The 13,786-nt window shown below is 61.2% G+C and carries 13 protein-coding genes, 1 tRNA gene and 1 other RNA gene; 9 read left to right on the forward strand and 6 right to left on the reverse strand.

The window, feature by feature from the left end:
* Positions 1–16: 16 nt before the first annotated feature.
* From ABIE52_RS19980 to ffs, 3 genes are all read right to left on the reverse strand, one after another.
* Positions 17–1,372 (reverse strand): glycosyltransferase 87 family protein, encoded by a 1,356-nt coding sequence (locus ABIE52_RS19980; protein ID WP_073512844.1) that lies wholly within the window; start codon positions 1,370–1,372, stop codon positions 17–19.
* A 98-nt stretch (positions 1,373–1,470) separates the two neighbouring features.
* Entirely contained in the window at positions 1,471–2,763 is a 1,293-nt protein-coding gene (locus ABIE52_RS19985; protein ID WP_019746524.1) for an aspartate aminotransferase type Ic, read from the reverse strand.
* A 41-nt stretch (positions 2,764–2,804) separates the two neighbouring features.
* Positions 2,805–2,904, reverse strand: an RNA gene (gene ffs / locus ABIE52_RS19990) — signal recognition particle sRNA small type.
* A 136-nt stretch (positions 2,905–3,040) separates the two neighbouring features.
* Between ffs and ABIE52_RS19995 the strand changes: the two genes are divergently transcribed.
* The 3 genes from ABIE52_RS19995 to ABIE52_RS20005 all read left to right on the forward strand — a co-directional run bounded on the left by ABIE52_RS19995 (position 3,041) and on the right by ABIE52_RS20005 (position 5,924).
* Positions 3,041–3,128, forward strand: a tRNA-Ser gene (locus ABIE52_RS19995).
* 357 nt (positions 3,129–3,485) lie between these two features.
* A complete protein-coding gene (locus ABIE52_RS20000) occupies positions 3,486–4,751 on the forward strand; it encodes a Fic family protein (protein ID WP_073512845.1) in 1,266 nt (421 codons plus the stop codon).
* Between the two features lie 354 nt (positions 4,752–5,105).
* Positions 5,106–5,924, forward strand: a complete 819-nt coding sequence (locus ABIE52_RS20005) for a pentapeptide repeat-containing protein (RefSeq protein ID WP_042447733.1) — start codon at positions 5,106–5,108, stop codon at positions 5,922–5,924.
* A 35-nt stretch (positions 5,925–5,959) separates the two neighbouring features.
* Here ABIE52_RS20005 and ABIE52_RS20010 read toward each other — a convergent pair whose 3' ends face one another.
* Entirely contained in the window at positions 5,960–6,268 is a 309-nt protein-coding gene (locus tag ABIE52_RS20010) for a DUF6191 domain-containing protein (RefSeq protein ID WP_007731580.1), read from the reverse strand.
* A 134-nt stretch (positions 6,269–6,402) separates the two neighbouring features.
* Between ABIE52_RS20010 and ABIE52_RS20015 the strand changes: the two genes are divergently transcribed.
* Together ABIE52_RS20015 and ABIE52_RS20020 are read left to right on the forward strand one after the other, a co-directional pair.
* A complete protein-coding gene (locus ABIE52_RS20015) occupies positions 6,403–7,074 on the forward strand; it encodes a response regulator transcription factor (RefSeq protein WP_007731581.1) in 672 nt (223 codons plus the stop codon).
* Positions 7,075–7,113: 39 nt separating this feature from the next.
* On the forward strand, positions 7,114–7,893 hold the full coding sequence (locus tag ABIE52_RS20020) for a helix-turn-helix domain-containing protein (RefSeq protein WP_003943809.1): 780 nt from the start codon (positions 7,114–7,116) through the stop codon (positions 7,891–7,893).
* A gap of 22 nt (positions 7,894–7,915) precedes the next feature.
* On the opposite strand, the gene ABIE52_RS20025 is transcribed toward ABIE52_RS20020, so the two are convergent.
* Both ABIE52_RS20025 and argE read right to left on the reverse strand, forming a co-directional pair.
* Positions 7,916–9,205, reverse strand: a complete 1,290-nt coding sequence (locus ABIE52_RS20025; RefSeq protein ID WP_030535736.1) for an MFS transporter — start codon at positions 9,203–9,205, stop codon at positions 7,916–7,918.
* A 26-nt stretch (positions 9,206–9,231) separates the two neighbouring features.
* Positions 9,232–10,419, reverse strand: a complete 1,188-nt coding sequence (gene argE / locus ABIE52_RS20030; RefSeq protein WP_065455096.1) for an acetylornithine deacetylase — start codon at positions 10,417–10,419, stop codon at positions 9,232–9,234.
* Positions 10,420–10,530: 111 nt separating this feature from the next.
* Here argE and ABIE52_RS20035 point away from each other — a divergent pair, with 111 nt between their 5' ends.
* From ABIE52_RS20035 to gluQRS, 4 genes are read left to right on the forward strand one after another with little or no spacing between them, the layout of a single operon-like run.
* Complete coding sequence (locus tag ABIE52_RS20035) at positions 10,531–11,598, forward strand: Lrp/AsnC family transcriptional regulator (protein WP_064073653.1); 1,068 nt, start codon at positions 10,531–10,533, stop codon at positions 11,596–11,598.
* Between the two features lie 51 nt (positions 11,599–11,649).
* Complete coding sequence (locus tag ABIE52_RS20040; RefSeq protein ID WP_007731584.1) at positions 11,650–12,210, forward strand: TIGR03086 family metal-binding protein; 561 nt, start codon at positions 11,650–11,652, stop codon at positions 12,208–12,210.
* Between the two features lie 51 nt (positions 12,211–12,261).
* A complete protein-coding gene (locus ABIE52_RS20045) occupies positions 12,262–12,870 on the forward strand; it encodes a TetR/AcrR family transcriptional regulator (RefSeq protein ID WP_019746515.1) in 609 nt (202 codons plus the stop codon).
* 1 nt (position 12,871) lies between these two features.
* Complete coding sequence (gluQRS, locus tag ABIE52_RS20050) at positions 12,872–13,768, forward strand: tRNA glutamyl-Q(34) synthetase GluQRS (protein ID WP_042447725.1); 897 nt, start codon at positions 12,872–12,874, stop codon at positions 13,766–13,768.
* Positions 13,769–13,786 lie beyond the last annotated feature (18 nt).

Genomic DNA, 13,786 nt, shown 5'->3' on the forward strand with positions numbered 1-13,786 from the left:
GTCCGATACTGCCACGTCAGGCGGCAGTTGTGACCGGCGCCGACGCATCCGGGGCCGGAATCTTCCACTTCTTCCAGCCGAACAGAACCAACGTCGAGACCGCGGCAAGCGTGAAGACCCAGAGGTAGACGCCGACGGTCGGAATCCGCAGATACTCGGGCGGCACGAACATGAACAGGCCCATTCCGATGAAGCGATCCGTACCCGGAATGACCGACGGGTCCCACCAGGTGTGAGACCAGTTCAAGACCGGGAGCAGGAAAACGAACGGCGCCACCCACGCCCAGCGCTTCTTCGACACCATCGCGTAGTGCGCGGCGAGGACGACCAGCGGGACGAACCACACCCAGTGATGGCCCCACGAGAACGGCGAGACAGTGGTCGCAGTCAACCCCGTCATGGTGAGGCCGAGCAATTTCTGGCCGTGCCGGTGAGCAATCCACGCGGCACCGAGTCCGAGGCATACCGCCAGCGCACTGAAGACTAGAACCAGGACCCGCGACGGCGTCGGAGTGTGAGTGAGCTGAGCGATCAGACCGGACACGGACTGGTTGCTCGGAGCATCCGTCGGTCCGACGCGTTCGCTGTCGACAAGAGTGCCGGTCCAGTACTTGTACGCATCGTTGTAGATCACGACGAAGCCGATCGCAACGGTCGCAGCGAACGTCACGACGGCCGTCACCAACGCACGCCATTGACGAGTGATGAAAAGGTACGCCCAGAAGAAGGCCGGAGTGAGCTTCACGCCGGCGGCGATGCCTGCCCCGATTCCTCGGAGCCGACTCTTCTCGTCCCGACCGAGGTCCCACACGATCAAGAGCAGCAGGAAGATGTTGATCTGCCCGAGCCAGAGCGTCGTACGTATCGGTTCCATGAACAGAAAGATCGTGGTGGCCAACGCACTGACGGCGTACGCCTTCACGTCGAGCCGATAACCGAGGTACTTCCAGCACAACACGATCACTGCGAACAGCGCAGCGATGTTCAAACCCGTCCACACGACAATCGCCTGTTTGAACGAGAGCACCGCCCACACCGTGAACAGCAAAGCCGCAAACGGGGTGTACGTGAACATCATCCCTTCCAGGACTGGCCCGTCGTACAACGGAAGGCCCTGAACCACAACGCTGCCGCCGTGGCGGTAGACGTCGAGATCGAGGAAATTTTCGAAGATGCCCCAGTACCGCGTATTCATCGGCACGGCGAAAAGAACCATCAGCACGGACGCGACTGCCAGAACACCGAGTACAGAGAATCCGAGAACACCGACACGGAGGGTGCGTCGCGGTATGTCAGCTTCGACGACCGACTCCGAGTTCGCGGTGTGCGCCTCGAAAGAAGGCCCATCCGAAGCGTTGATCGCGCCCGTCACTACAACCTCCGGGATTCACACCCTATGTCGGGAATTGATGCTCCGAACGGTACAAGACAAGACCGAAAAGTACCGACCGGGCACGCCGCTTCGAGAACTCAGATCTCGGAGAGACGCGATTCGGTAGCTGCGAGCAGAACACACGTAGCCACGCCGTCCATGGCAACTTCGAGTTCAGCCGTGGACGGGAAGCTCGGGGCCAACCGGATGTTCCGGTCGTCCGGATCCGTGCTGTACGGGAAAGCCGATCCGGCAGCGGTGAGCGCGATACCCGCGTTCTTCGCCAGTTCGATGACGCGCTTGGCCGTGCCGTCGACCACGTCGAGGCTGATGAAGTATCCGCCCTTCGGCTCCGTCCAGGACGCGACCTTCGAAGCACCGAGACGATCCTCGAGGATCCGCAGTACGAGCTCGAACTTGGGCGCGAGGAACGCGCGATGCTTCTCCATGTGCGCACGAACGCCGTCGGCATTGCCGAAGAAACGCAGGTGGCGAAGCTGATTGACCTTGTCCGGTCCGATGCTCTTCTTACCCAGAAACTTCTGGTACCAGGCAAGGTTTTCCGCCGAGCTACCGAAGAAGCTCACACCAGCGCCGGCGAAAGTGATCTTGGACGTCGACGCGAACACGAGCGGACGGTTGGGGTGTCCGGCCTCCGCTGCCATCGAGAGAATGTCGTAGGAAGGCGCAGTCTCGCCGACAAGCGGATGTACGGCGTACGCGTTGTCCCAGTACAGGCGGAAGTCGGGCGCGGCCGTCGGCATCGACGCGAGCGTACGGACAATTTCTTCGGAGTACACGGCACCCGTGGGGTTCGCGTAAACCGGAACCGCCCACATGCCCTTGATCTGCGGATCTGACGCAACAAGTTCGGCGATCTTGACGACATCCGGGCCGTCGTGGTTCATCGGCACCGCGATCATCTCGATGCCGAGGGACTCGGTGATCGCGAAGTGGCGGTCGTAGCCCGGTGCGGGGCAGAGAAACTTGATCTTCTCTTCCTGTGCCCACGGCCGGGCCGAATCCGGAGTGCCGTGGAGCAGTGAGAACACGACGTTGTCGTGCATGATCTCGAGGCTCGCGTTGTTGCCGGCGAGAAGGTTCGCAACGGGGATACCCAGCAGCTCACCGAAGATGGCGCGCAGTTCCGGCAGACCGGTGAGTCCGCCGTAGTTACGGCAGTCGGTGCCGCTTCCGTCACGGAAATCACCGTCGCCGGGCAGCGTCAGCAGCTCTGCGGAAAGGTCGAGTTGTTCCGGGGAAGGCTTACCGCGGGTCAGATCGAGTGCGAGCTTCTGCGCCTGGAGCTGCGTGTACTTCGCGCTCTGGCTCTCATGCTCGGAGGTGAGTTCTTCATGGCTCATCAACCCGATCTGGGTTTGGATAGGCATCCGGAGCGGCCTTTCACCGACGAGGCGGGGTCGGGTATGTGAAAAAATAGAGGACCCCGCGCACCCGGCAGAGCCCGTTGACCCTTGCTGCCTTCCGGCCCTGGGGGAGTTCACAGGATGCGCGCCGCGCGGGATCCAATGAACAGTGTAGACGGCTTTCGCCGGCCGCTGCACACCACCTACCGGGGCCGAGATGCAAACCTCGAGTTCCACCGGTTCTTCGCAGGTCAGGTACCCGTTTAACGCTTCGCGCCCGCAATTGGGTATGCTGCTCCACGGAGGATTCGCCTAGTGGCCTATGGCGCTCGCCTGGAACGCGGGTTGGGTTAACGCCCTCAGGGGTTCAAATCCCCTATCCTCCGCCAAAGGAACCCCTGTGAACTGCTGAGAAGCGGTTCACAGGGGTTCTTTTCTGTCCTCATGCAACGAGTAATGCAACAGGGTCTCGGTTCAGCTCGATGTTCTGCGAGCTCAGACGGTCTGCCGACTCGTGGTGGTTTCGATCCGCAGCGCGCCCAATCGGAATGCTGCTGCGTGATTTCGAGTGGCCCGCCGATGGCCCGAACCCGATTCGGGAAGCTATGGCCACATCTGCTCCTGCAGCCCGCGTTGGTCATGAAATGACACCCGCGCCGCAAGTCTTATTTATCCAGATCCCATTCTGGATAAGATAGGCATGGAAAGCAAGGCGGCAATATAGCGTGGATACGGGGAGAGACCAGATGGCGTACAGGACGTTGAAATCGATCTTTCACCAACGAGATCGTGCTGGTGCCGATGCTGAGGAGCGAGCGCGACGCGATTCTCCCGCCGCCGTCCACTGGGACCTACTGATCGGCGAACACTCGACGTTCGCACTGATGACACCCGAAGTCGCAGCGCTGATCGAACGGATCATGAGCTTCGAGCCGAAGATCCGGGCTGAGTGGAACGGGCTGCCGGCCCTCGCGCGCACCCACTACCTGCATCGCATGGTGATCGACGAGATCCAGGCAACGAACGAGATCGAACAGGTCCGCTCAACCCGGAAGGAGATCAGCGAGGCAATCGAGATGGTGTGGGCGGAGCAACCCCTCGCGAACAAGCGGTTCGCCGAGATGGTGCGGCTCTATCTCAATATCGGCAACGACCAGGCCGAGAGTCCGCAGACGCTCGACGACATCCGAGACGTCTACGACGCGGTAACTCGGGGCGAGATTCGCGACGAGGACGCCCCCGATGGGAAGCGGTTCCGGCAAGGGCCAGTATCGATCACGTCAGGAATCAAGGTCGTGCACACCGGTGTGGTACCCGAGTCAGCGATCGACGACGCGCTGACCCTCATGCTGAGCCAGGGGGGCGACGACTCGATTCCACGACTGATCAGGGCAGTGGTCGCGCACTTCATCTTCGAGTACACGCACCCGTTCTACGACGGCAACGGCCGAACCGGACGCTACCTTCTCGCGCTGGACCTTCGACAGGTGTTGGCTCCGTATGCGAGCCTGGCATTGTCGGCGACCGTCGCCGACAACAAGGATCGTTACTACAAAGCATTCTCTGACGCGGAGAATCCATTGAACCGCGGAGATCTGACGCCCTACCTGATCGATATGCTGGAGATCATCGCCGAGGCGCAACATCGACTGCTGCTCGACCTCTCCGAGAGGCGGCATAAGATCGACACACTCGAGGCGCGTATCCGCGTTCTGGTGGAGGATGAGGAATTTCCGCTGAACTTGGGACTCGATCGCGAGTCGACGCCGCCGGTTGGTAGCAACCACATCGGCGCAGTCCTGTTCACCCTGGGTCAGGCCCACTGCTTCGAGGCGAACCGCGCCATCAAGTTGAACACCCTGGTCGAGGTGGTGGGTCGATCCAGCCAGTTCGCCCGCCCGCGACTTCAGCGCCTGGACGATGCCGGGATCATTGAGACGGTTACGAAGAGACCGCTGCGCTTCCGGCTCACGGCACGGGGGGTATCGCTCCTCGATCTGGATGGGGAGTGATTTTCGCCAGGTCGCAGATGGGCTAGGTGGCGATTGGGCGCACGATCGACGTTTCCATTCCCACTCGCGAATGGAGTGCAGTGGCCGCAACATTTGTGGTCTTCGTCGGCGCACTGGTTCTGCCGCCGGGTACCGCACGACGATTGGTTGCAGCGAGCTGGGCCGTCCACCCGATTTTCGACCTACTTCACGAGCGTGGTCCAGAATCACGTCTGCCGGATTGGTACCCCGCAATTGCGCGGGATACGACCTCGGAGCCGCTGGACTTCTTGCTGCCGAACCACGCAATTTCGTTTGACAGACTCACAAACCCGAGGACAGACTTTCCGTCCAACCCAACCATCGGGAGTACGCGTGATTGCCGGCCAGACCAATCTGCTCGCAGATTGCAGCAGTTGCTTCGGTCTGTGCTGCGTCGCACTCCCCTTTTCCAAGTCCTCCGACTTCGCGACCAACAAGAATGCCGGCGACCCCTGCAAGAACCTGCAGCAGGATTTCCGTTGCGGCATTCACACCGGATTGCGAAAGAAGGGCTTCACCGGTTGCACCGTCTACGACTGTTTCGGTGCGGGACAGAAGGTTTCACAGCAGACCTACGACGGCGTCAGCTGGCGTGATGCCCCGGAGACCGCGTCAGACATGTTCGAAACCTTCCCTGTCATACGCCAGTTGCACGAACTGCTCTGGTATCTCGCCGAAGCCCGCTCGCTGAAGCAAACCCACTCGATACGAAAGGAACTCGACGCTGCACTCGCAGAGACGGAAAGCCTGACCAACGGCACACCTTCGCAGATTCAAACCGTCGACGTCTCAGCACACCGAGCGGCAGTCAACACACTGCTCTTGCAGACGAGTAACCTTGTGCGCTCACCGATCTCAACCAAGAAGGGTCGAAAACTCGACCACCGCGGCGCAGACCTCATCGGCGCCAAATTTCGTGGTTCCGATCTACGTGGGGCCAACTTTCGCGGGAGTTACCTGATCGGTGCAGACCTCCGCGACTGCGAACTCGATCGAGCCGATCTGATCGGTGCAGACTTGCGCGGCACCGACATTCGCGGCGCAAAACTCCGCGGCAGTATCTTTCTCACGCAGTTCCAGATCAACGCGGCGATCGGCGATTCGGCTACCACGCTGCCCGATTCACTGACCCGCCCCAGCCACTGGGCCTGAACCCGACTGTCAACTCCGTCGTCTGTCGGCGACTGTCAACTCCGTCGACGGAGAACGACCTTGTTAGCTTCCGGATCGACAGACACCCACGGCGGGTCACCGTCCGTTCCGTCCTCACGATGCATCAATGCGCTCTGACGCTGTTCGAATTCATGATGCTTGGACCCCTGAAACAGGGCAGCAACCTCTTCGAAGCCCGCGGCCGAGACCGGACGAGTCGTACGTCCCCGAGTCCACGGCAGTGCCCGGCCGCCGGTGAGCCGGTTCCAGAGAGTCTCGGCGAAAGCGAACAGGACCAGCAGCACGAGCAAGCCTGGCAGCGTCAACGCGAACAGAGTGCCCATGAAAGAAGTCTAGCGACGAACGCCCCCGGTCCCCTCGACTTCCGATCGGCCGCCCTATGTCTGGTCCCGCGGTCGATGATCTGCCACAATGCAAGCTGTTACGACTAGTAACACCTTCGGGGGGAGGATTTCACGTGAGCTTGATACTTGCAGCTACCGATCGTTCGGAGCTTGCCCAGACGCTTGGTACCGAATTAATACATTTCGGGCACCAGATACAGCTCGTCCGCACCGGGCGTCGACTACTCGATGACCTGGACACCGACAGTTTCGATATCGCCGTGATCGATCTCCTTCTGCCGGACATCGACGGCTACGAGATCGCACGGCAGATCCGCTTGCGCAGTTCGATGCCGATCATGATGCTGGTGGATACCTACGAGGACATCGACGAAGCACCACATCGCGCTGTCTCGGACTTTGTGCTGAACCCGATCGATTCTCACGCGCTCGATCTTCGGGTCACCGCAATCCTTCGTGAAACCGCACATCCCGCCCCCGGCAAACACCAACGTCACGGTGACCTGCTCCTCGATCGACGTGCGATGACGGCGACGATGGGCGGAAAGCTGCTGGTCCTCAGTCGGACCGAATGGCGGGTACTCCTGGAGCTGTCGACCGAGCCTGGGCGCGTGTACTCACGTGATCACCTGATCCGAAACGTGTGGGGTTCCGACCACGAAAGGACGCGTGTAGTCGACGCAACCATTCTCAGCCTGCGGTCCAAACTCGAATCCGATCCCGCGAAACCGAAGTACATCAAAACCATCAGGGGATTCGGATACCGCTTCGGCCCGGTCGACTGAAGTCGCCTTCGTGTCGGTGCCGCTCGATAAGCTCTTGTCATGGGTTGGTACACACCACAATCGGTCGCCCCGGATCTCTCCGACATCCTGGTGTGTGGCTGGACGGCGTGCGCAGAAGGAGAACACCTCCTCGTGCCCGATGCTTGCATGGACGTGCTGTGGATACGCGGCGTCGGCATACGCGTCTGTGGCCCCGAAACCGCTGCATGGTCATTCACTCTTCCGCCCGGAACACGCTCCGTGGGTGTTCGATTCCGCCCTGGATCGGCATCGCCGATGTTGCGAACCTCGGCGTCCGAGCTTCGGGATTCTCGCGCCGATCTCAGCGATGTAACCGACGCACGCACGGAACGAATACTGTTGAACCGCTTGGAAAATTCCGAAGACCACGAACAGGTCTCCATCCTCGAAAGCGCTGTTCGGAGTTGGGTAAGTTCGAGTTTCCGTCACGATCCGGTGATCAACCACGTTCGCACCGCACTGTCCGAACATTCGTGGAATGTCAGCTCTCTCGCCGACGCGGCGGCACTGACTTCGCGCCAACTCCAACGTCGATGCAACGACGCCTTCGGATACGGCCCGGCAACGCTGCGCTCGATCCTGCGCCTCCAGCGCTTCATGGCGCTCGCTCGCAGTCGACCCGCGCTGGGACTCGCTGAATCCGCCGCCCACTGCGGATTCAGCGATCAGGCCCACTTGACCCGTGAATGCCGCCGAATCTCGTCGCTGACCCCGGCGGCTCTACTCCGCACCCAAGCCCCCGACTGGCACGGGTCGGATACCGTTGTCGCGCTGGCGGAGGGAGACGCGGTCGCGTAATCCCGACCGCGCTCCCCCGCCGTCACTTCTGGCTGAAAAGCGTCCTTGCCGACCACAGCCCACCGAGGGAAAGAACTGCGACCGTCATGTAGTAGTAACTGGGGGCGTCGAGCGAGCCTGTTGTACTGATCAACCAGGTCAAGACCAACGGCGCGATTCCGCCGAGCAAAGTCACTCCGAGGTTGTACGACAATGACATTCCGGTAGCCCGGATCTCTGCCGGGAACAGCGAACTCATCAGGGCGGGCAAGGGACCGAAGGCAAACGCCATGATGACACCCAGGACCGAAACAACCAGGACGAGAGTCAGAGTCGACGGGTGATCGACCATCAATTTGAAGAGCGGCCAGGCCAAGACGATTGCCGCAACGGCGGCCCAGGTCATAACTCTCGCCGGTCCGACCCGGTCTGCAAGATGCCCGATCAACGGCACGGTGATCAAGGTGACCAGTCCGGCGACGATGCCGCCGAGATAGCCGGCCGAGGCGGAAACTCCGAGGTTCTTCACGGCAAACGTCGGCATGTACAAGATGAGGTAGATCGAGATAGTCGCGACGCCCACTACTGCGGCACCGGTCAGCACCCGGCCGAGATGCCTGGTCAGCGTCGTCTTCAGCGGAGCCCTTTCCGGAACGCTCGTCTTGAAATCGTCCGTTTCGTCAAGCTTGGCACGGATGTAGAGTCCGACCGGCCCGACGATGATGCCGAAGAAGAACGGAACGCGCCAGCCCCACGAGTAGAGCGCTTCATGCGAAAGGTGAGTGTTGAGCACGTATCCGAACAGCGATGCCAGGAAAACCGAGGCACCCTGGCTGGCAACTTGCCAGGAAGAGTAGAACGCCTTCTTGTGTGGCGCAGTCTCCACGAGGAAGGTTGTAGCAGTACCGAATTCACCGCCGGCGGAGAATCCTTGAATGAGACGTGAGACAAGGATGACGACGCCGGCCCACGGTCCGATCATCGAGGTCGTCGGCGCCACGGCCATGATGAGCGTGCCGATCATCATCAGCATCATCGTCAACGTCAAGGCGTTCTTGCGCCCGCGACGATCGGCGTAGCTACCGAGAACCATCCCGCCAAGCGGCCGGATGACGTACGAGATCGCGAACGTCGCGAACGTCAGTATCAAACCGAGCGTGTTGTCGCCGCCGGGAAAGAAATTATGGGCGATCACCACTGCGAATGATGCGTAGACGATGACGTCGAACCATTCGAGCGCAGCGCCGAGCGAACTGCTGATCACCGCCTTGCGAGCAGCGGCCAGGCGTTCCGGGGTGACTGTTCCGGAGGTTGGCGTAGTTGCCGTGGACATGGTTTTCCTTAGGGGGTCAGGGTGGGTCAGGCGCGGGCGTGAGCGATGACGTTCCGAACGAACTGCTCGCACTGTGCCAATTGGTCAAGTGTCACGTACTCGTCAGGTGCATGCGCCTGAGTGATGCTTCCCGGCCCACACACGACAGTGGGGATACCGATAGTCGCGAACATCCCGGCCTCGGTGGCGTACGCGACCTTTTCGTCCGAGGCCCGACCACCCCATTGTTCGACCAGTGCGGCCGCCGAAGCATTCGCACCCGTCTCCAGGGGAGGAACCGAGGCCGACACGTGCATCGTCACGGAGGCTGACGGGTTTTCTTCCTGCATCAGGTTTTCGATCCGATTCGCCTCGGCGGCAAAGCGTTCGAGCAAATCTGCGGCGCCAGCTGAGCTGATGCTCCTGAATTCGAAAGTGATGGAGCAATCCTCGGGGACAGTGTTCACTGCGATCCCGCCGGATACGAGATTGACCGAACACGTCGTCCAGGCCACGTCGAATGCGTCGTCGTACGGGCCGGACGCACGGAGCTCGTCGGCCGCGCTTCTGACGAATCGAATCAACTCCGCGCCGTATTCGATCGCGTTGACTCCTTGCGGAGTAAGCGACGAGTGCGCCGAAACACCATGCAGATCAACACGTATGACGTTCATCGACTTGTGTGCGCGAATGACCCGCATCTCCGACGGCTCTCCGACGACGCACACATCAGGGCACAGGTTCCGGGAAACAACCTCCTCGACCAACCCGGCCGCACCGATGCAGCCGACTTCCTCGTCGTAGGAGAATGCAAAGTGAATAGGCTTCGCCAGCGGCCGAGCAACGATGTCGGGGATCGCAGCGACGACGATCCCGATGAACGACTTCATGTCGCACGTGCCACGTCCGTACAGGCTTCCGTCGCGAACGTCGGGCGCGAAAGGGTCGCTACTCCAGTCTTGATCGTCGACCGGCACTACGTCTGTATGGCCGGAGAACATCACACCGCCGGCAGTACTTCCGTCAGGAGGAGTGAACGTTGCCAACAAGTTGAGCTTCGTTCCCTCGTCATCGGCAACAAGTACCGGCTCGACCCCATGGCGACGTAGTTCCGCCGCAATGAGATCGATCAACGGTCGATTGCTCACGGCACTCGTCGTATCGATTCCGATGAGGCGTTGCACCCACTCGAGGCTTCTCTCTGTCGGAACAGCGGGCAACGTGGTCGATGACATCTGGTTTCTCCTTTCACAGCATGAACGCGGTGGGCACTCGCCACCGCGTTCTGCCCTTCGAGCATGAATGAAGTGATCCCAGACACAGTGAAGATGCACGATACTTGCACCATGATCGAAGAAACGCAGGATTCCGCCGTACTGGACGACGTCGACCTCGCCCTGATCAATTGCCTGCAACTCGACCCGCGAGCGTCGTGGCGCACGGTTGGCGACGCGCTCAAAGTGGATCCGGTTACCGTAGCTCGCCGCTGGCAGCGGTTACAGGATTCCGGCACCGCCTGGGTCTCTGCCAGGGCAACCGGCCATGGCCGTCCGGAGTCGTGTCTGGCTTTCGTCGAAGTCGACTGCACGACTTCGAACGCGTTGACGATTGCAGAACGACTTGCCCGCTGGCCGCACGTACTGAGCGTCGAACACACAAGCGGCCCAGGCGACTTGACACTTCTCGTCGAGGTCAGAGACATGGCTTTCCTGTCGCGCTTCCTGCTTCGGTCGCTCGCGTCGGTACCCGGGATCGTTAGTTCGCGTGCACACCTCGTCACCGAGGTCTTCGCGATCGGAGACGACTGGAAATTGCAGGTACTCGATGCCGCGCAGCGAGCGACGATGACAGACCGGCCTGTGCGATACAAATACGCGCCGACGGATCAGCGCCATCACGGGAAGACGTTCGACGCTGTCGACCGCCAATTGATATTGAAACTGGGTGAGGACGGTCGATCCTCGATTGCCGAGCTCACGGTCGGTACCGGCCTCAGCGAAAGTACGGTCAGGCGGCGACTTGCCGAATTGACGTCGCGCAACCAGATCGTGTTCCGCTGCGACGTGTCTCTGCCACTGTCCGGCTGGCCCCTCGTGACCTGGGTGTGGGGATATGTCGATCCCACGGACCGGTCGACGATTCGTGCCCTGGTGGAGCGAGTGCCGGGAACGCGGGTGTGCATGCGGATATCCGGTGGACGCGCCAACACACTGCTCGCGATCGCCGCACACTCCCTTCGCGAAACTCCCATTACCGAAGTACAACTCGCACAAGAGGCACCGGGCCTGGTGGTGCTGAACAGGTCGGTGGTGCTGCGATCGATGAAGAGGGTGGGCCGACTTCTCGACGACGAGGGCAAGAGTGCCGGGGTTGTACCGATGGACATCTGGGCGGAAGCCCCGGAGATCGAGTGAATGTCCGAAATAATCAATCATGACGCGCCGCGGTGGAGAAGGATTGTTGTCATGACTTCAACAGAGATCTCCCCCGCCCAGCGTTATCGGGATCTGGCCGCCGGATTCACGGCCCGGATCGACGCCGTACCCGCCGACCGCTGGGACGACGATTCCCCCTGCGAGGGCTGGACCGCCCGCGACGTGGTGAGACACGTGCTCGACAGCGAACGAGACATGGTCAAGGTAGTCGGCCTGGAATTGGCACCCGGTCCGTCGGTCGACGACGACCCGTCGGCAGCCTGGGCGGCCGTCCGCGATTCGATGCAGGAAATTCTGGACGATCCGGCAAAGTCCACCCTGGAATACGACGGACACTTCGGCAGGACCAACCTCGGGGCCACGGTCGAAGGGTTCTTGTGTTTCGATCTGGTCATCCACGGTTGGGACCTCGCGGCCGCAACCGGCACCGATACGACGATGCGAGACGCGGACGTGGAGTGGGTGTCGGAGATCGCCGCGGGCCTGGGCGAGTCGATCCGCATGAGCGGTGTGTGCGGCCCGGAAATACAGGTTCCGGACAACGCTGACAAAGCGACGAAACTCCTTGCCTTCCTCGGCCGGAAGGCGTGAAAAAGCACCCCTGACGTGGGCATTACTTCCATACGCATGTAATGTCGCGGTATGCCGGAACGCCGAAAATCCTCCACGAGTCCAGACCTGCTTGCGGCGGCATTGTTCGATGTCGCCGCGGAATCCGGACTGGAAAATGCCAGCGTTCGCGAGGTCGCAAAACGGGCGGGTGTCTCGATCGGCGCAGTGCAACATCATTTCTCGACCAAGGACGAGATGTTCGCATTCGCACTGCGAACACTCGTCGATCGATTGTTGACGCGACTGGCCGAATCGTCCGCCGACGCAGACCCGCATACCGCCCTGTTCCAGGCACTCTCGCAACTCCTGCCCCTCGACGAGCAACGCACGCGTGAGGCGCATGTGCTCGCCGCGTTTGCCGTGCGCGCCGCAACCAGTGAGTCACTCTCCGAAATCCGCCGGACAACCCTGTTCACAATCCGCACCGGCATCTCGACAGTTCTGATCGGCATCGGAACTCCGGAAGCGGAAACCAGAGCGGCACTTCTGCTTTCAACCGTCAATGGATTGGCACTCGACGCACTCGGAAGCCCCGCCATGTATCCGCCGCAGTACCTCGATCACGCTTTGGAAACCCAGATCCGCCTCACCCTGCACGACGCCGAGAACCCGCTCGCCTCCGTCGGGCTCGCCAGCTGACGTGGAAGGAGCAGGACGCTTCGCGCCGAGTCCGTCCGGCGATCTCCATCTGGGAAACCTCCGGACTGCCCTCCTGGCCTGGCTGTTCGCCCGCACCAGCGGGCGCGACTTCCTCATTCGGGTAGAGGATCTCGACCGTGTCCGCCCCGGCGCGATGGAACGACAACTCGACGATCTGCGCAGGCTCGGCCTCACGTGGGACGGCCCAGTCGTATTGCAGTCACACCGTCTTCCCTTGTACCACAAGGCTATCGACCAATTGCGCGAGCGTGACCTGACCTATCCCTGCTTCTGCACACGCAAGGAGATCCTGCAGGCACCGTCAGCGCCCCATGCTCCAGACGGCGCCTACCCCGGCACGTGTCGGAACCTTTCGGAGGCCGAACGCGCCGAGAAATCGGCAAGTGGCCGATCTCCCGCGCTGAGGCTACGGGCCGGCATCGACTCGTTCACCGTCCATGACGAACTGTTCGGCGAGGTGACGGGACCAGTCGACGACGTCGTCCTGCTCCGCGGAGACGGGGTGCCCGCTTACAACCTTGCCGTTGTCGTCGACGACGGTGCACAGAACATCGACCAGGTGGTTCGCGGCGACGACCTCCTGACCTCGGCTCCGCGTCAGGCATACCTTGCCCAGCTGCTCGACATCGAACCACCGTCGTACGCCCACGTTCCTCTTGCCTTGAACAGTGAAGGCAAGCGACTCGCGAAGCGCGACGGCGCAGTGACTCTGGCAGATCAACTCGAGGCCGGACGCAGTACCGAGCAGGTTCTGACGATGATCGCGTCGAGCATCGGTCTCGCCGAACCCGGCGAGGTTGTCACACCACCCCAATTGGCGGATCGATTCGACTCTCGCAAGATCCCCCGGACCCCGTGGATTTTCCCGGCGAAGTAAGTGACGTATCAATCGGTG

Origin of the sequence: Rhodococcus sp. OAS809, assembly GCF_040546695.1 — a bacterium.
Taxonomy (GTDB): domain Bacteria; phylum Actinomycetota; class Actinomycetes; order Mycobacteriales; family Mycobacteriaceae; genus Rhodococcus_F; species Rhodococcus_F qingshengii.